This window comes from Stutzerimonas stutzeri, assembly GCF_000219605.1.
In the GTDB taxonomy this organism is placed as follows: Bacteria; Pseudomonadota; Gammaproteobacteria; order Pseudomonadales; family Pseudomonadaceae; genus Stutzerimonas; species Stutzerimonas stutzeri.
In genome coordinates, this window is record NC_015740.1 from 690,256 (window position 1) to 707,493 (window position 17,238).

Genomic DNA, 17,238 nt, shown 5'->3' on the forward strand with positions numbered 1-17,238 from the left:
GCCGGTCAGCGCACTGGCTTGCGCGCGAGCCAGCCGCGCACCCGGCGCACCAGCTGCTCCTGATCGGCGTCGCGACCGCCACCCAGGTTCGGCAGGGCGACCTGTCGATAATCCGGATGTCCGGCGCGGCGCATGGCGTTGCGTCGCTGCATGGCCTGCCGCTGGGCAACCGGGCGGTCGCCAGTGTGGAAGTCGCCGATGCCGACCGCCAGCTTCGCCAGATCATCATCCAAGGCTTTCTCGGCGACCGCCGGCGCGCGCGGATCGATCAGGACCAGCTGGGCGATCTCCTTCGACGGTGTCTGCGCGAGATAGCGGGCAGCCCAGTAAGCTCCCGTACCATGGCCGAGCAGGGTGATCGTCGGTGCCTGCAAGGTCCGGGCATTTTCGATGGCGGCCGCCAGTCGCGCCTGCATGCGCTCGGCGTGGCTGGGCCGCGGCGCATCCTGCTCGGCTGCAGTCGCGTCAGGCTCGTCACTGTCCGCCGGGGCTGTCTGTTCGGGTAGATAGCCAGCCGAATCGGGCGGCGCAGCAGGCTGTTCGGTCTCGCTGTCGCTGTCCCCGGTGGGCTTATCGGCCGCAGCCGATGGCTCGGGTGGCGGCAGGCGCGGGCCGGGACTCAGCTCCGGATCGTCGGGCGTCAGGCTGAGGGTATGCCAGCCATGTGCCGCCAGGCCCCGTCTAAGCGGGCCGACCGCCCGCGGCCAGTCGGCCGTCTCGCCTTCGCCCGGCACGATGACCACCACGCCGCGGGGCTTGGCGGTATTGGCTGGCTGCCAGAGGGCAAGAAACCTGTCGTCGCCGCCCAGTTCGATCTGCGCCGCCGTCTCGAGCTGCCGCTGCAGCCCGGCAGCCAATGCCTCGCCGCGGGTCTGCGGGGCCGGACGCGGGCGGGAGGCTGGCTCATCCGCCTGCGTCTGCTCGGCGGCTTCCGGCTCCTGGGCCTGAGCAACAGACGGCAGGCTGCCACCGAGCGCAACGCTGAGCAGGAGCACGATAGCGGGCAGGCGGCACATGGGCTGTCTCCGGATAGCGGCCGGCACCACGCTGGCGCCGGCAGGGGTTATGCATTACAACAGCGTGTCGGCACGCCCATCAATCGCGTGAATATATGTTCGCTCTATCCCTGCGCCTCTTTCTTCTGCTCAGCCTGGCCACGCCATTTGCCGCTGGCGCCGTGTCGCTGGATGCCGCCAGTCGTGCCTGGCTCGAACAGCATGCCGAATGGCGGGTGGGCGTGGTGATGGGCGCGCCGTATGCCGAATATGACCAGCGTCAGCGGCGCCTGTCCGGATTCCATGTGCAGCTGATGGAACAGCTTGCCGCCGAACTCGGCGTGCGGCTGCAATGGCGCCGCTTCAACGACGAGGCGGCGCTGCAGGAGGCGGCGCTGGAAGGCAGGATCGACGTGGCACCCGGGCTGCGCCAGACGCCGGCCGGGTTGCGCCTGTGGCGCTACAGCGATCCTTTCCTGCGCATCCCGCGGCTGATCGTCGGTGATCGCGCTGGTCCACGCGCCGTCGACTTGGAATACCTGCATCCCAGCGAGCTGGTTGCCGCGGCGGGGCCGGGGCCGGTCAGCGAGTTCCTTGCCAGCAACTACCCCAATATCACCGTGCTCACCGCGGCGAGCCAGGCCGATGCCTTGCGCCAGGTACTGGAGGGCAAGGCCAGCTACGCGGTCGTCGACGAGCCGCTGTTCGCTCGTCTGTCGCAACAGCTCGAATACGACGCCCTGGCAGTGGTCGGCGACCTGGGCAACCCGCAGCTGCTGCGGATCGCTTCGCGGCGCGACAGCCCCGAGCTCGCCGCGGTGCTCGACGCCGCGCTGCGGCAGTTCCCGGCTCGGGAGTTCGGCCAGCTGCAGGAACAGTGGCTCAAGCCTCGCAGCATCGACCTCGGACGCGAGGTCGGGTACTGGCGAAGCCTGGCCTTGCTGCTGGGCGTACTGCTGCTGGCCTGTCTGCTGATGCTGGCCTGGCAGCGACGTCAGCATGGCCTGCTGGAAAGTCGGCTGAAGACCGCACGCCGCGACATCGCGCTGCGCGAGGCGGCCGAGGAAGCGCAGCGGCTGACGCAGTTCTGTCTCGATCACAGCACTGTCGGCATCCTCTGGCTCAACTGGGACAGCCGAGTGCGCTACGCCAATCAGGCCGCCGAACTGCTGCTCGGGCATTCGTCCGGTGGCTTGCTCGACCTGCCGCTGGAAACCTTCGACCCGGCGCTGGGCATGGATGCCTGGCTGGCGCGTTGGCGGGCCGCGCGCACGGGCGAAGACGACCGCCAGGTGCACGAATGCGAGTGGCAGCGCGCCGACGGCCAGCGCTTTCCGGCGGCGGTCACCTACAGCTTCCTGCGCTTCGGCAGCCGCGAATACCTGGTGGTCTTTCTCGCCGACATCACCGAGCGCCGCCGCGCCAGCGCCCAGCTGCAGGAGAGCGAAGCGCGCCTGAAGGCCATGGCGGGCAACGTGCCGGGCTTGGTGTTTCGCCTGGAGCGCGACGGGCCGCAGGCGCCGGTACGGGTCGCCTATATCAGCGAAGCCAGCCAGCGCCTAGTGGGCTACTCCGCCGAGCGCCTGTTGCAGCCGGGGCAGGGCATCCGCAGCCTGGTGCATGCCGATGACGAGGCCGGCTACTGGGCCAGCCAGCAGCTGGCGCTGGAGAAAAGCCAGGACTGGCGCTGGCAGGGGCGCATTCTCAATCGCGATGGCGACGTGCGCTGGGCCGATATCCGCGCTTCCGTGCGCGGCCAGCCGGATGGCCGCCAGGTGTGGGACGGTATCGTCTGGGACATCACCGAGAACAAGCGCATCGAGCTGGAGCTGGATGCCTCGCGCGCGCAATTGCGCCAGCTGGCCGCGCACCTGGAGACGGTGCGCGAGGAGGAGAAGGCGCACATCGCGCGCGAGGTGCATGACGAGCTGGGCCAGGTGCTGACCGTGCTGAAGCTCGAGACCTCGATGTGCGAGCTGGGCTTCGCCGAGCTCGATCCGGCGCTGGCGCAGCGGCTGGACAGCATGAAGCGGCTGATCGCCCAGCTGTTCCAGCGGGTGCGCGACGTGGCCACGGCGCTACGCCCGCCGATCCTCGATGCCGGCATCGCTTCGGCGGTGGAGTGGCAGGCGCGGCGCTTCGAGGAACGCAGCGGCGTGGCCTGCCTGGTCGAGGTGCCCGAGTGCCCGCCCGCGCTGGGCAATGCCAAGGCCATCGGCCTGTTCCGCATCCTTCAGGAGTCGTTGACCAACGTGATGCGCCATGCCCGCGCACAAACGGTCAGCGTGCAGCTGCAGCTCGAGGGCGACATGCTCTGCCTGCGCGTCAGCGATGACGGCTGTGGCTTCGCCGACGCGGCGCGCAGCGCGGGCAGCTCGTTCGGCCTGGTGGGCATGCGCGAGCGCATCCAGATGCTCGGCGGCCAGCTCTGCATCGACAGCCAGCCCGGCGAGGGCACTACCATCACGGCACGGGTCCCGCTGGACCCCCTGCCACTTCCTTCACCTGCAAGCACTGGAGCACTGCCGTCATGGTCAGGGTCATGGTCGCCGAGGATCACACCATCGTCCGTGAGGGCATCAAACAGTTGATCGGTATGGCGCGCGACATGCAGGTGGTCGGCGAGGCCGCCAACGGCCAGCAGTTGCTCGACCAGCTGCGCCAGGTCAGCTGCGACGTGGTGCTGCTGGACCTTTCCATGCCCGGCGTCAACGGCCTCGAGGCGATCCCACGGATTCGCGCGCTGAGCCAGCCGCCGGCGGTGCTGGTGCTGTCGATGCACGACGAAGCGCAGATGGCGGCGCGGGCACTGAAGATAGGTGCCGCCGGCTACGCGACCAACGACAGCGAGCCGGCGCTGCTGTTGACTGCCTTGCGCAAGGTGGCCGGTGGCGGGCGCTACATCGACCCGGCACTGGCCGACCGCATGGTCTTCGAGGTCGGTCTGACCGATTCGCGGCCGCCCCATGCATTGCTTTCCGAGCGCGAGTACTCGGTGTTCGAACGCCTGGTGCAGGGCGATTCGGTAAACGACATCGCCGGCAAGCTGGCCCTGAGCAGCAAGACCATCAGCACCCACAAGGCCCGCCTGATGCAGAAGCTGGCCGCGCATTCCGTGGCCGACCTGGTGCGCTATGCCATGGAACACAAGCTGGTCTGAGCTCCCGCCCGCCGACCCGTCTGTAGGGCGTTCCCTACACGCGACTCTCCTGCACGCCTAGGGCAATCGCTCCGCTGCACCGATTTTTCCGCCGCCGCTGCGCTTCTACGCTGTGGCCACGGTTCAACGGTTAGGCAGGTGCAGCAGCATGGTCGAGTCAACGACGAACGATATCCTGGTGAGCTTTCGCGGCGTCCAGAAGAGTTATGACGGCGAGTCGCTGATCGTCAGGGATCTGAACCTGGACATCCGCCGCGGCGAATTCCTCACCCTGCTCGGGCCGTCCGGCTCGGGCAAGACCACCAGCCTGATGATGCTGGCCGGTTTCGAGACGCCCACCGCGGGGGAGATTCTCCTCAATGGCCGGGCGATCAACAACGTGCCGCCGCACAAGCGCGACATGGGCATGGTGTTTCAGAACTACGCGCTGTTCCCGCACATGACCGTGTCGGAAAACCTGGCGTTTCCGCTCAGCGTGCGCGGCATGGCCAAGCCGGACATCAAGGAGCGGGTCAAGCGCGCGCTGGCGATGGTCCAGCTGGAGGGCTTTCGCAACCGCTATCCGGCGCAGCTTTCCGGTGGCCAGCAGCAGCGCGTGGCGCTCGCCCGCGCGCTGGTGTTCGAGCCGCAGCTAGTGCTGATGGACGAACCGCTGGGCGCGCTGGACAAGCAGCTGCGCGAGCAGATGCAGATGGAGATCAAGCACCTGCACGAGCGCCTCGGCGTCACCGTGGTGTACGTCACCCACGACCAGGGTGAGGCGCTGACCATGTCCGATCGGGTGGCGGTGTTCCATCAGGGCCAGATCCAGCAGATCGAAGACCCGCGCACCCTGTACGAAAAGCCGTTGAACACCTTCGTCGCCAACTTTCTCGGCGAAAACAACCGGCTGCCGGCGCACCTGCTGGAGCGGCGTGGCGAGAGCTGCACGGTCAAGCTCGGCCGCGGCGAAACCGTCGAGGCGCTGGCGGTCAATGTCGGTGCGACGGGGTCGCCGGTCAGCCTGTCGATCCGTCCGGAGCGGGTGCTGCTCAACGGTGCCAGTGCCAGCTGCCCGAACCGCTTCACCGGGCGCGTTGCCGAGTTCATCTACCTGGGCGACCACATCCGCATCCGTCTCGAGGTCTGCGGCGTCAGCGATTTCTTCGTCAAGCAGCCGATCGCCGAGTTCGACCAAGCCCTGCGCGTGGGCGACGTGGTGCCGATCGGCTGGCACGTCGAGCACGTCCGCGCGCTCGACCCGCTGCAGGCGGCCTGAGCCAAGCCCGCAGCAACCCCAAACAACTGCATCAAGGAGCGAACTGTCATGAGCAACTACCTGAAACTGTCCGCGCTGGCGCTCGGGCTCGTCTGTGCCGGGCAAGCGGCTGCCGAGAACCTCACTGCGGTGAGCTTCGGCGGCGCCAACAAGCAGGCCCAGGTGAAGGCCTTCTATCAGCCGTGGGAAGCCGCCGGTCACGGCCGCATCGTCGCCGGCGAATACAACGGCGAAATGGCCAAGGTCAAGGCGATGGTCGACACCAACAGTGTGTCGTGGAACCTGGTGGAGGTGGAGTCGCCGGAGCTGGCGCGCGGTTGTGACGAGGGGCTGTTCGAGGAGCTTGATCCGGGCTTCGTCGGCAATCCGGGCGATTTCGTCAAGGGTGCGATACAGCCCTGCGGCGTGGGCTTCTTCGTCTGGTCGACGGTACTCGCCTATAACGCCGACAAGCTCAAGAACGCGCCGTCCGGCTGGGCGGATTTCTGGGATACCGAGAAATTCCCCGGCAAGCGCGGCCTGCGCAAGGGTGCCAAGTACACCCTGGAATTTGCGCTGATGGCCGATGGTGTGCCGGCCAAGGAGGTCTATCAGGTGCTGGCCACCAAGGACGGCCAGAACCGCGCCTTCAGGAAGCTCGATCAGCTCAAACCGCATATCCAGTGGTGGGAAGCCGGCGCGCAGCCGCCGCAGTTCCTCGCCTCCGGCGACGTGGTGATGAGCAGCGCCTACAACGGCCGCATCGCTGCCGTGCAGAACGAGAGCAACCTGCAGATCGTCTGGAACGGCGGCATCTACGACTTCGATTCCTGGGCCATCCCCAAGGGTGCCAAGAGTCAGGAGCAGGCACGCAAGTTCATCGCCTTCACCGTCGAGCCGCAGCAGCAGAAGGCCTATGCCGAGAACATCGCCTATGGCCCGGCGAACACCCAGGCCGTGTCGTTGCTGGATGAAAAACGCCTGGCGCAGATGCCCACCGCGCCGGAAAACATCGCCGACCAGGTGGCGATGGACGTGACCTTCTGGGCCGACTACGGCGAACAGCTTGAACAGCGTTTCAACGCCTGGGCAGCACGCTGACCCTGGAGCCCCGCCGCACTGGCGGGGCCGGTCCCAGCCATCGGAACGAATCGCGGAGTCTTCATGGCCACAGCAATATCCCTGCCGGCGAACCAGATCGCCGAGCCCAATCTGAAACAGCGACTGGCACGGGCCGAACGGGTGAACAAGCTCAAGTCGCAGGCGCTGATCCTGCCGCTGCTGCTGTTCGTGCTGCTGACCTTCCTGGTTCCCATCGCCTCGCTGCTCTGGCGCAGCGTCGAGAATCCGGAGGTGGTGAACACGTTGCCACGCACGCTGGAGGCGCTGGCCGCATGGGATGGTCGCGGACTGCCGGCGGAACCCGCCTACCAGGCGTTGGCCGAGGACCTCTATCAGGCGCGTCGCGAGCAAACCCTGGGCGATCTGTCCAAGCGGCTGAACATGGAGCTGGCCGGCTACCGCAGCCTGCTGACCAAGACCGCGCGAGCGCTGCCGTTCCGCGAGACGCCCGCGTCGTATCAGGAGGCGCTGGAGGCGCTCGACGAGCGCTGGGGCGATCCGGCGTTCTGGCAGATCATCCAGCGTAACGACAGTGCGGTGACCGGTTATTACCTGCTGGCGGCGCTGGATCACCGCATCGACGAGCTGGGTGAGCTGGCCAAGGTCTCGCCGGATCAGGCGGTGTACCTGGACATCTTTGCCCGCACGTTCTGGATGGGCCTGGTGATCACGGTGGTCTGCCTGCTGCTGGCCTATCCGCTGGCCTATCTGCTGGCCAACCTGCCGGCGCGGCAGAGCAACCTGCTGATGATCCTGGTGCTGCTGCCGTTCTGGACCTCGATCCTGGTGCGCGTCGCCGCATGGATCGTGCTGCTGCAGTCGGGCGGGCTGATCAACGGTGCGCTGCTCAAGATGGGCCTGATTGACGAGCCGCTGCAGCTGGTGTTCAACCGCACCGGTGTGTACATCGCCATGGTGCACATTCTGCTGCCGTTCATGATCCTGCCGATCTACAGCGTGATGAAGAACATCTCGCCGAGCTACATGCGTGCGGCGGTCTCGCTGGGCTGTCATCCGTTCGCCAGCTTCTGGCGGGTGTACTTCCCGCAGACGTTGGCCGGGGTCGGTGCCGGCAGCCTGCTGGTGTTCATCATCGCCATCGGCTACTACATCACCCCGGCGCTGCTCGGCAGCCCGAACGACCAGATGGTCAGCTATTTCGTCGCCTTCTATACCAACACCACCATCAACTGGGGCATGGCCACGGCGCTGGGCGGCCTGCTGCTGCTCGCCACCATGCTGCTGTACGTCATCTACAGCTGGCTGGTCGGTGCCAGCCGTCTGCGGCTGGGTTGAGATGGGCCACGTCGCGGCGCGGCCGCCTTTTCAGAGTCTTCATGCCGGGCAGGAGAACCGTTCATGCTGAGCCCCTACATGTCGCCCGTTGAGCGGGCCTGGTACTACGCTCTGCGCATCCTCTGCGCGCTGGTGCTGCTGTTTCTGATCGTGCCGGTGCTGGTCATCGTGCCGCTGTCGTTCAACTCCGGTTCGTTCCTGGTCTATCCGCTGCAGGGGTTCTCGTTGCGCTGGTACGAGGCGCTGTTCACCTCGGCGGACTGGATGCGCTCGCTGAAGAACAGTCTGCTCATCGCCCCGGCTGCGACCTTGCTCGCCGTGGTCCTTGGCACCCTGGCGGCGGTCGGCCTGACCCGCGCGGAGTTCCGCGGCAAGGCGCTGCTGATGACGGTGCTGATCTCGCCGATGGTGGTGCCGGTGGTGATCATCGGTGTCGCCAGCTACCTGTTCTTCGCCCCGCTGGGCATGGGCAACAGCTACCTGTCGCTGATCCTGGTGCACGCGGTGCTCGGCGTGCCCTTCGTGATCATCACGGTGTCGGCGACGCTGCAGGGCTTCAACTACAACCTGGTGCGCGCCGCGGCCAGCCTTGGCGCCTCGCCGCTGACCGCGTTCTTCCGGGTAACCCTGCCGCTGATCGCACCGGGGGTTATTTCCGGCGCGCTGTTCGCCTTCGCCACCTCGTTCGATGAAGTGGTGGTGACGCTGTTCCTCGCCGGCCCCGAGCAGATCACCCTGCCACGGCAGATGTTCAGCGGCATCCGCGAGAACCTCAGCCCGACCATCGCCGCCGCGGCGACGTTGCTGATCGGCTTCTCCATCGCCCTGCTGCTGACCCTGGAGTGGCTGCGAGGCCGCGCCGAGAAGCTGCGCACCCAACAACCTGCCTGACGGAATACGCACATGACTCTGCAACTTGGGCAACCCGATCTGTTGCGCCAAACGGCCTATCTCAACGGTGAATGGCGCGAGGCCGACAGTGGCGCGCGCACCGAGATCTTCAACCCGGCCACCGGCGAGCTGATCGGCGCCGTGCCGAACATGGGCCGCGGTGAAACCCGCCGCGCCATCGAAGCCGCGCAGGCAGCCCAGCCGGCCTGGCGCGCGCTGACCGCGAAGGAGCGCGCTGCGCGCCTGCGGCGCTGGTACGAACTGATGCTGGAGAATCAGGAAGACCTGGCGCGGATCATGACCGCCGAACAGGGCAAGCCGCTGGCCGAGGCGCGGGGTGAGGTGGCCTACGCCGCATCCTTCCTCGAATGGTTCGCCGAGGAAGGCAAGCGCCTGTACGGCGACGTGATCCCGGCCCACGCGGGCGACAAGCGCATCCTGGTGCAGAAGGAGCCGGTCGGTGTCACCGCGGCAATCACGCCGTGGAATTTCCCCAGCGCGATGATCACCCGCAAGGCCGGCCCGGCCCTCGCCGCGGGCTGTGCCATGGTGCTCAAGCCGGCACCGCAGACACCATTCTCGGCGCTGGCACTGGCCGCACTGGCCGAGCGTGCGGGCATCCCGGCGGGGCTGTTCAGCGTGATCACCGCCGATGCCGCCACGTCCCGCGAAGTGGGCGCCGAGCTCTGTGAACACCCGGTGGTGCGCAAGCTCTCGTTCACCGGCTCGACGGCGGTGGGCATCAAGCTGATGCAGCAGTGCGCGCCGACGCTCAAGAAGCTCTCGCTGGAGCTGGGCGGCAACGCACCCTTTATCGTCTTCGACGACGCCGATCTGGACGCGGCGGTCGAGGGCGCGATGATCTCCAAGTACCGCAACGCCGGGCAGACCTGCGTATGTGCCAATCGCATCTACGTGCAGGACGGCATCTACGACGCCTTCGTCGACAAATTCTCCGCGGCGGTCGCGCGGCTGAAGGTCGGCAACGGAGCGGAGGAGGGCGTGACCACCGGTCCGCTGATCGACGCCGCAGCCGTGGCCAAGGTTCAGCGCCATCTGCAGGACGCCCTCGCCAAGGGTGCCACCCTGCTGGCCGGTGGCAAACCCCATGCCTTGGGTGGCAACTTCTTCGAGCCGACGCTGGTGGGCGGCGTCACTGCCGAGATGGCCGTGGCGCGCGAGGAAACCTTCGGCCCGCTGGCGCCGCTGTTCCGCTTCCGCGATGAAGCCGAGGTGATCCGCCAGGCCAACGACACCGAATTCGGCCTTGCCGCCTATTTCTACGCCCGCGACCTGAGCCGCGTGTTCCGCGTCGCCGAGGCGCTGGAGTACGGCATGGTGGGCATCAACACCGGGGTGATCTCCACCGAGGTGGCGCCGTTCGGTGGCATGAAGACATCGGGCCTCGGACGTGAAGGCTCGAAGTACGGCCTGGATGAATACGTGGAAATCAAATACCTGTGCCTGGGCGGCATCTGACCAAGCGGCTCAAATCAGGCGTGCAAAATAATGCACGGAGTTTTACTGTAATCCGAACGCTCTGGATGGTGCGGCAGTCGATCATCGTATGCTGCCGCGCCCGCTTCCTGGCGTTCTTTCCGACCCGTGCCGACGATGAGCGGCTACCGAGGAGCTTATGAGCAAGACCAACGAATCCCTGATGCAACGCCGTGTCGCCGCTGTTCCCCGTGGCGTCGGCCAGATCCACCCGATCTTTGCCGACCACGCGAAGAACAGCAGCGTGGTGGATGTGGAGGGCCGCGAGTTCATCGATTTCGCCGGCGGCATCGCCGTGCTGAATACCGGCCACCTGCACCCGAAGATCGTCAAGGCGGTGGAAGACCAGCTGCACAAGCTCACCCACACCTGCTTCCAGGTGTTGGCCTACGAGCCGTACGTCGAGCTGTGCGAGAAGATCAACGCGCGGGTACCGGGTGATTTCGCCAAGAAGACTCTGCTGGTCACCACCGGCTCCGAGGCCGTGGAGAACGCGGTGAAGATCGCCCGCGCCGCCACCGGCCGTGCCGGCGTGATTGCCTTCACCGGCGCCTTTCACGGCCGCACCATGATGACCCTCGGTCTGACCGGCAAGGTCGCCCCGTACTCCGCCGGCATGGGCCTGATGCCCGGCGGGATCTTCCGTGCGCAGTATCCCTGCGCGATCCATGGTGTCAGCGTCGATGACTCGATCGCGAGCATCGAGCGCATCTTCAAGAACGACGCCGAGCCGCGCGACATCGCCGCGATCATCGTCGAACCGGTGCAGGGCGAGGGCGGCTTCAATGTCGCGCCGAAGGATTTCATGGCCCGCCTGCGCGCGCTCTGCGACGAGCACGGCATCCTGCTGATCGCCGACGAGGTGCAGACCGGCGCCGGACGCACCGGCACCTTCTTCGCCATGGAGCAGATGGGCGTGGTTGCCGACCTGACCACCTTCGCCAAATCCGTCGGTGGTGGTTTCCCGATTGCTGGTGTCTGTGGCAAGGCCGAGATCATGGATGCCATCGCGCCCGGCGGGCTGGGCGGCACCTATGCCGGCAACCCGCTGTCCTGCGCGGCGGCGCTGGCGGTCATGGAAATCTTCGAGGAGGAGCATTTGCTCGACCGCTGCAAGGCGGTGGCGGAGAAGCTCACCGCCGGCCTCAAGGCGATCCAGGCCAAGCACAAGGAGATCGGCGAGGTGCGCGGCCTCGGCGCGATGATCGCCATCGAGCTGTTCGAGGATGGCGACCTGGCGCGACCGGCCGCGGCGCTGACGTCGCAGATCGTCGCCCGGGCGCGGGAGAAGGGCTTGATCCTGCTGTCCTGCGGTACCTACTACAACGTGCTGCGCGTGCTGGTGCCGCTGACCGTCGAGGACGAGCTGCTCGAGCGCGGCCTGGCCATCCTCGGCGAGTGTTTCGACGAGCTGACCTGATCCGACCTGGCGCGCCGGCATTCGTGGCGGATGTCAGGCGCGCCGCAACCCTGACCCCTCGGGTACAATGCGCGGCATCTTGCCGTGCTACCCGAGGTCGTCATGCAGCCGTTCGCCATCGCCCCTTCGATTCTTTCCGCCAATTTCGCCCGCCTGGGCGAGGAAGTGGACAACGTGCTGGCCGCCGGCGCCGACATCGTCCATTTCGACGTGATGGACAACCACTACGTGCCCAACCTGACCATCGGCCCGATGGTCTGCTCGGCGCTGCGCAAGCATGGCGTCACCGCGCCCATCGACGTGCACCTGATGGTCAAGCCGGTGGATCGCATGATCGGCGACTTCCTCGAGGCCGGCGCTACTTACATCACCTTCCACCCGGAAGCCTCGGAGCACATCGACCGTTCGCTGCAGCTGATCAAGGACGGCGGCGCCAAGGCCGGTCTGGTGTTCAATCCGGCAACGCCGTTAGACGTGCTCAAGTACGTCATGGACAAGGTCGACATGGTCCTGCTGATGAGCGTCAACCCTGGCTTCGGCGGGCAGAAGTTCATTCCCGGCACGCTGGACAAGCTGCGCGAGGCGCGCGCCCTGATCGACGCCAGCGGCCGCGAGATTCGCCTGGAGATCGATGGCGGCGTCAATCCGAAGAACATCCGCGAGATCGCCGCAGCAGGCGCGGACACCTTCGTCGCCGGCTCGGCCATCTTCAACCAACCGGACTACAAGGCGGTGATCGACCAGATGCGCGCCGAGCTGGCGCTGGCCCGCCCATGACTCGCCTGGAGCAACTGTTCGACGGCACGCTGCCACGGCTGGTGATGTTCGATCTGGACGGCACCCTGATGGACTCGGTACCGGACCTGGCCGCCGCGGTGGACAAGATGCTGATGCTGCTCGGTCGCGAGCCCGCCGGCATCGAGCGGGTACGCGACTGGGTCGGCAACGGCTCGCGCGTGCTGGTGCGTCGCGCCTTGGCCGGGCAGCTGGACCATGACGGTGTGGCCGACGAGCTGGCTGACGAGGCGCTGGCGCTGTTCATGCAGGCATACTCCGGCGGCCATGAGCTAACCACCGTCTATCCGGGCGTTCGCGAATGCCTGGATTGGCTGCGCGAGCGCGAGGTGAAGCTCGCGATCATCACCAACAAGCCGGCGCAGTTCATCGAACCGCTGCTGGAGGAGAAGGGGCTGGCCGGTTACTTCCAGTGGCTGGTCGGTGGCGATACCTTGCCGCAGCAGAAGCCCGATCCGGCGGCGCTGTTCTGGGTGATGGACAAGGCGGGCGTTGCGCCCCGCGAATCGCTGTTCGTGGGGGATTCGCGCAATGACGTGCGGGCTGCGAAGGCGGCGGCGGTCCCCTGTGTCGCGCTCACTTATGGCTACAACCACGGCGAGCCCATCGCGAATGAGCAGCCAGCGCTGGTGCTCGACAACCTGCGCGAGCTGGTTGCTTCGGCTCCGGGGCTGCGCTAGTGTGGCCGGACTCTTTTTGACCCCCCGAAGAGATCCGCTCGTGGTGCTCACCCGCAGACAATGGATGAAAGTCATCAAGGCCCTGGCCCGTTGGCGCTGGCGCGCCTGACTTTTCCTGCCGGCCAGGCCGGCGCGTTTGCCGTTGTTCGTTCGAACCCTCCTCAGACCACGAGGCTGACATGACCCGCGAAGAATTCCTGCGTTTGGCCGCCGAAGGCCATAACCGCATTCCCCTGTCGTTCGAGACCCTCGCCGACTTCGACACCCCGTTGTCGCTATACCTGAAACTGGCCGATGCGCCGAATTCCTACCTGCTCGAGTCCGTCCAGGGCGGCGAGAAGTGGGGGCGCTATTCGATCATCGGTCTGCCTTGCCGCACTGTAATGCGCGTGCAGGATCACCGCATCAGCATAACTACCGATGGCGTCGAGACCGAAACCTGTGAGGTCGAAGATCCGCTGGCGTTCGTCGAGTCCTTCCAGCAGCGCTACCGCGTCGCGCCGGTGGAGGGCCTGCCGCGCTTCAATGGCGGCCTGGTGGGCTACTTTGGCTACGACAGCGTGCGTTATGTCGAACGCAAACTGGGTAACTGCCCCAATCCCGATCCGTTGGGCACGCCGGATATCCTGCTGATGGTGTCCGACGCCGTGGTGGTGTTCGACAACCTCGCTGGCAAGCTGCACTGCATCGTGCTGGTCGACCCGTCGCAGCCGGACGCCTACGAGGCGGGCCAGGCTCGCTTGCAATCGCTGCGGGCAAAGCTGCGCCAGTCGATCACGCCGCGCCTGGGCCTGGATTTCGAAAAGAGCAACGGCGCCGAGCCGACCTTTCGCTCCAGCTTCAGCCGCGAGGACTACGAGCAGGCCGTCAACCGCATCAAGGACTACATCCTGGCTGGCGACTGCATGCAGGTGGTGATTTCCCAGCGCATGTCGATCCCGTTCCAGGCCGCACCGATCGATCTGTACCGCGCGCTGCGCTGTTTCAATCCGACGCCCTACATGTACTTCTTCAATTTCGGCGACTTCCACGTGGTGGGGTCGTCGCCGGAAGTGCTGGTGCGGGTCGAGGAAGGCCTGGTCACGGTCCGCCCCATCGCCGGCACGCGTCCGCGCGGTGCCAACGAAGAGGCTGATCTGGCGTTGGAGCAGGACCTGCTCAGCGATGCCAAGGAGCTCGCCGAACACCTGATGCTGATCGACCTGGGCCGCAACGATGTCGGTCGTGTCGCCGAGACCGGCACCGTGCGCCTGACCGAGAAGATGGTCATCGAGCGCTATTCGAATGTCATGCACATCGTGTCCAACGTCACCGGTCAGCTCAAGGCGCCATTGACGGCGATGGACGCGCTGCGCGCGATCCTGCCGGCCGGCACGCTCTCTGGGGCACCAAAGATCCGCGCGATGGAAATCATCGACGAGCTGGAGCCGGTCAAGCGTGGTGTCTACGGTGGCGCGGTCGGCTATCTGGCCTGGAACGGCAACATGGACACCGCCATCGCAATTCGTACCGCGGTGATCAAGGACGGCGAACTGCACGTGCAGGCCGGCGCCGGCATCGTTGCCGATTCGCAGCCTGCGCTCGAGTGGGAAGAGACGCTGAACAAGCGCCGCGCCATGTTCCGCGCGGTGGCCCTGGCCGAACGCGACCAGCAGGAGAACTGATCATGCTGCTGATGATCGATAACTACGATTCCTTTACCTACAACGTCGTGCAGTACCTCGGCGAGCTTGGTGCCGACGTCAAGGTGGTGCGCAACGACGAGCTGAGCGTGGCCGAGATCGAAGCGCTGAATCCGGAGCGCATCGTCGTCTCGCCGGGCCCGTGCACGCCGAACGAGGCCGGCGTGTCGCTGGAGCTGATTCGTCATTTCGCCGGCAAGTTGCCCATTCTCGGCGTTTGCCTCGGCCACCAGAGCATCGGTCAGGCCTTCGGTGGCGATGTGGTACGTGCTCGGCAGGCCATGCACGGCAAGACCAGCCCGGTGTTTCACCATGACCAGGGTGTGTTCGCCGGGCTCAATAATCCGCTGACCGTCACCCGGTACCACTCGCTGGTGGTCAAGCGCGAGACGTTGCCCGACTCCCTGGAAATCACCGCCTGGACCCAGCTGGACGATGGCTCGGCCGACGAGATCATGGGCTTGCGGCACAAAACGCTGAATATAGAGGGTGTGCAGTTCCACCCCGAATCGATCCTCACCGAACAGGGCCATGAGCTGTTCGCGAATTTTCTGAAGCAGACCGGAGGCGTGCGCTGATGGATATCAAGGAAGCCCTCAACCGCATCGTCGGTCAGCTGGACCTGACCACCGAAGAGATGCAGGCGGTGATGCGTCAGATCATGACCGGTCAATGCACTGATGCGCAGGTCGGTGCGTTCCTCATGGGCATGCGCATGAAGAGCGAAACCATCGACGAGATCGTCGGCGCGGTGCAGGTCATGCGTGAGCTTGCTGCCCCGGTGCGTTTCGACACCGACAAGCTTGTCGACACCTGTGGCACCGGTGGCGACGGCATGAATATCTTCAACGTGTCCACTGCCGCCTCGTTCGTCGTTGCGGCCGCTGGCGGCAAGGTCGCCAAGCACGGTAACCGCGCAGTATCCGGCAAGAGCGGCAGCGCCGATCTGCTCGAGGCGGCCGGGGTCTTCCTCGACCTGACGCCCGAGCAGGTGGCGCGCAGTGTCGATACGGTCGGCGTCGGCTTCATGTTCGCCCCGGCCCATCATGGCGCCATGAAGCATGCGGCCGGCCCGCGCCGCGAACTCGGCCTGCGGACGCTGTTCAATATCCTCGGCCCCATGGCCAACCCGGCCGGCGTCTGCCATCAGGTGCTTGGCGTGTTCAGCAAGGCATTGTGCCGGCCGATGGCCGAAGTGCTGGCGCGTCTGGGCAGCAAGCATGTGCTGGTGGTGCATGCGCAGGACGGGCTGGACGAGATCAGTCTGGCCGCGCCAACGCATGTTGCCGAGCTGAAGGATGGTGAGATCCGTGAATACAGCATTCAGCCCGAAGACTTCGGGATCAAGAGTCAGAGCCTGATCGGTCTGAACGTCGAGGATGCACAGGGTTCGCTGGCCTTGATCCGCGATGCGCTGGGGCGTCGGCAGAGCGAGAACGGGCAGAAGGCTGCCGACATGATCGTGCTCAACGCTGGCGCTGCGCTTTACGCAGCCGATCTGGCGAGCAGCCTGAAGCAGGGTGTCGAGATGGCGCATGATGCCCTCAGCACCGGGTTGGCGCGTGACAAGCTGGAGGAGCTGGTGTCCTTCACCGCGGTATTCAAGCAGGAGAATCAAAAGTGAGCGTGCCGACCGTTCTGGAGAAGATCATCGCCCGCAAGTTCGAGGAGGTTGCGCAGCGCAGTCGCCAGGTCGGGCTGGGTGAGCTGGAGCAGCGTGCCGCAGCTGCCGAACCGGTGCGTGGCTTCGCTGCCGCGCTTGAGCGCCGGGTGCGCAGCAAGGAGCCTGCGGTTATCGCTGAGGTGAAGAAGGCATCGCCGAGCAAAGGGGTCATTCGCGATCCCTTCCTGCCCGCCGAAATTGCCGCCAGCTACGAGACCGGGGGCGCTGCTTGCCTGTCGGTGTTGACCGACATCGATTTCTTTCAGGGCGCCGATGAATATCTGCAGCAGGCGCGGGCGGCTTGCTCGCTGCCGGTTATCCGCAAGGATTTCATGATCGACCCGTATCAGGTGGTCGAAGCGCGAGCGCTTGGCGCCGACTGCATTCTGCTGATCGTCGCGGCACTGGACGATGTGCGTATGCACGAGCTGGCCGCGGTGGCCAAGCAGCAGGGGCTGGACGTGCTGGTAGAGGTGCACGACGCTGCCGAACTCGAACGTGCGCTGCGTCTGGAAACGCCGCTGGTGGGCATCAACAACCGCAACCTGCATACCTTCGAGGTCAATCTGGAAACCACGCTGGATCTGCTGCCGCGGATTCCAAAGGATCGTCTGGTGGTGACCGAGAGCGGGATCTTCAATCGTGCCGATGTCGAGCTGATGGAGATAAACCAGGTGTATGCATTCCTGGTGGGCGAAGCGTTCATGCGCGCCGAGCAACCTGGCGTAGAGCTGCAGCGCCTGTTCTACCCTGATCGTTCGCGCGGCCGTGCGGCCCCTGTCGCTGCCGATCCGGAGTGA

Annotated in this window: 14 protein-coding genes and 1 pseudogene; 14 read left to right on the top strand and 1 reads right to left on the bottom strand. The window is 65.9% G+C overall.

Going from position 1 to position 17,238, the window contains the following annotated elements; genetic code table 11:
- Positions 1-5: 5 nt before the first annotated feature.
- The gene (locus tag PSTAB_RS03135) at positions 6-1,016 is read right to left on the bottom strand and encodes an alpha/beta hydrolase family protein (protein WP_013981684.1); all 1,011 of its coding nucleotides are present in this window, start codon (positions 1,014-1,016) and stop codon (positions 6-8) included.
- 95 nt (positions 1,017-1,111) lie between these two features.
- Here PSTAB_RS03135 and PSTAB_RS03140 point away from each other — a divergent pair, with 95 nt between their 5' ends.
- The 14 genes and pseudogenes from PSTAB_RS03140 to trpC all read left to right on the top strand — a co-directional run bounded on the left by PSTAB_RS03140 (position 1,112) and on the right by trpC (position 17,238).
- On the top strand, positions 1,112-3,586 hold the full coding sequence (locus PSTAB_RS03140) for a PAS domain-containing sensor histidine kinase (RefSeq protein WP_013981685.1): 2,475 nt from the start codon (positions 1,112-1,114) through the stop codon (positions 3,584-3,586).
- Entirely contained in the window at positions 3,526-4,155 is a 630-nt protein-coding gene (locus tag PSTAB_RS03145) for a response regulator (protein ID WP_041771913.1), read from the top strand. Before PSTAB_RS03140 ends, PSTAB_RS03145 begins: the two co-directional genes overlap by 61 nt.
- A 148-nt stretch (positions 4,156-4,303) precedes the next feature.
- Positions 4,304-5,413, top strand: coding sequence for an ABC transporter ATP-binding protein (locus PSTAB_RS03150; RefSeq protein ID WP_011911948.1), 1,110 nt, complete (start codon positions 4,304-4,306; stop codon positions 5,411-5,413).
- A 48-nt stretch (positions 5,414-5,461) separates the two neighbouring features.
- Entirely contained in the window at positions 5,462-6,493 is a 1,032-nt protein-coding gene (locus PSTAB_RS03155; protein WP_013981687.1) for an ABC transporter substrate-binding protein, read from the top strand.
- Between the two features lie 63 nt (positions 6,494-6,556).
- Entirely contained in the window at positions 6,557-7,810 is a 1,254-nt protein-coding gene (locus PSTAB_RS03160; RefSeq protein WP_013981688.1) for an ABC transporter permease, read from the top strand.
- Positions 7,811-7,873: 63 nt separating this feature from the next.
- Complete coding sequence (locus PSTAB_RS03165; protein ID WP_011911951.1) at positions 7,874-8,701, top strand: ABC transporter permease; 828 nt, start codon at positions 7,874-7,876, stop codon at positions 8,699-8,701.
- 18 nt (positions 8,702-8,719) lie between these two features.
- Positions 8,720-10,180 (top strand): NADP-dependent succinate-semialdehyde dehydrogenase, encoded by a 1,461-nt coding sequence (gene gabD, locus PSTAB_RS03170; protein ID WP_041771914.1) that lies wholly within the window; start codon positions 8,720-8,722, stop codon positions 10,178-10,180.
- Positions 10,181-10,337: 157 nt separating this feature from the next.
- Positions 10,338-11,618 carry a 4-aminobutyrate--2-oxoglutarate transaminase gene (gene gabT, locus PSTAB_RS03175; RefSeq protein WP_013981690.1) on the top strand — a complete coding sequence of 427 codons (1,281 nt, stop codon included), beginning with the start codon at positions 10,338-10,340 and terminating at the stop codon, positions 11,616-11,618.
- 102 nt (positions 11,619-11,720) lie between these two features.
- On the top strand, positions 11,721-12,395 hold the full coding sequence (gene rpe, locus PSTAB_RS03180) for a ribulose-phosphate 3-epimerase (RefSeq protein WP_013981691.1): 675 nt from the start codon (positions 11,721-11,723) through the stop codon (positions 12,393-12,395).
- Positions 12,392-13,202 (top strand): annotated as a pseudogene (locus tag PSTAB_RS03185) (phosphoglycolate phosphatase). Before rpe ends, PSTAB_RS03185 begins: the two are co-directional and overlap by 4 nt.
- Positions 13,203-13,272: 70 nt before the next feature.
- Entirely contained in the window at positions 13,273-14,757 is a 1,485-nt protein-coding gene (gene trpE / locus PSTAB_RS03190; RefSeq protein WP_013981693.1) for an anthranilate synthase component I, read from the top strand.
- A 2-nt stretch (positions 14,758-14,759) separates the two neighbouring features.
- Positions 14,760-15,353: an aminodeoxychorismate/anthranilate synthase component II gene (locus PSTAB_RS03195; RefSeq protein WP_013981694.1), complete on the top strand. Its 594-nt coding sequence runs from the start codon at positions 14,760-14,762 to the stop codon at positions 15,351-15,353.
- The gene (gene trpD, locus PSTAB_RS03200) at positions 15,353-16,399 is read left to right on the top strand and encodes an anthranilate phosphoribosyltransferase (protein ID WP_013981695.1); all 1,047 of its coding nucleotides are present in this window, start codon (positions 15,353-15,355) and stop codon (positions 16,397-16,399) included. The genes PSTAB_RS03195 and trpD overlap by 1 nt, the downstream gene beginning before the upstream one ends.
- Positions 16,396-17,238: an indole-3-glycerol phosphate synthase TrpC gene (trpC, locus tag PSTAB_RS03205; protein WP_013981696.1), complete on the top strand. Its 843-nt coding sequence runs from the start codon at positions 16,396-16,398 to the stop codon at positions 17,236-17,238. The genes trpD and trpC overlap by 4 nt, the downstream gene beginning before the upstream one ends.

What these genes read in the sequence shown, in the direction of transcription:
- PSTAB_RS03145 (WP_041771913.1), top strand. Translation starts at nt 3,526, where the DNA reads ATGGTCAGGGTCATGGTCGCCGAGGATCACACCATCGTCCGTGAGGGC.
- PSTAB_RS03140 (WP_013981685.1), top strand. Translation starts at nt 1,112, where the DNA reads ATGTTCGCTCTATCCCTGCGCCTCTTTCTTCTGCTCAGCCTGGCCACG.
- trpE (WP_013981693.1), top strand. Translation starts at nt 13,273, where the DNA reads ATGACCCGCGAAGAATTCCTGCGTTTGGCCGCCGAAGGCCATAACCGC.
- PSTAB_RS03195 (WP_013981694.1), top strand. Translation starts at nt 14,760, where the DNA reads ATGCTGCTGATGATCGATAACTACGATTCCTTTACCTACAACGTCGTG.
- PSTAB_RS03155 (WP_013981687.1), top strand. Translation starts at nt 5,462, where the DNA reads ATGAGCAACTACCTGAAACTGTCCGCGCTGGCGCTCGGGCTCGTCTGT.
- rpe (WP_013981691.1), top strand. Translation starts at nt 11,721, where the DNA reads ATGCAGCCGTTCGCCATCGCCCCTTCGATTCTTTCCGCCAATTTCGCC.
- PSTAB_RS03150 (WP_011911948.1), top strand. Translation starts at nt 4,304, where the DNA reads ATGGTCGAGTCAACGACGAACGATATCCTGGTGAGCTTTCGCGGCGTC.
- PSTAB_RS03160 (WP_013981688.1), top strand. Translation starts at nt 6,557, where the DNA reads ATGGCCACAGCAATATCCCTGCCGGCGAACCAGATCGCCGAGCCCAAT.
- gabT (WP_013981690.1), top strand. Translation starts at nt 10,338, where the DNA reads ATGAGCAAGACCAACGAATCCCTGATGCAACGCCGTGTCGCCGCTGTT.
- PSTAB_RS03165 (WP_011911951.1), top strand. Translation starts at nt 7,874, where the DNA reads ATGCTGAGCCCCTACATGTCGCCCGTTGAGCGGGCCTGGTACTACGCT.
- trpD (WP_013981695.1), top strand. Translation starts at nt 15,353, where the DNA reads ATGGATATCAAGGAAGCCCTCAACCGCATCGTCGGTCAGCTGGACCTG.
- PSTAB_RS03135 (WP_013981684.1), bottom strand. Translation starts at nt 1,016, where the DNA reads ATGTGCCGCCTGCCCGCTATCGTGCTCCTGCTCAGCGTTGCGCTCGGT.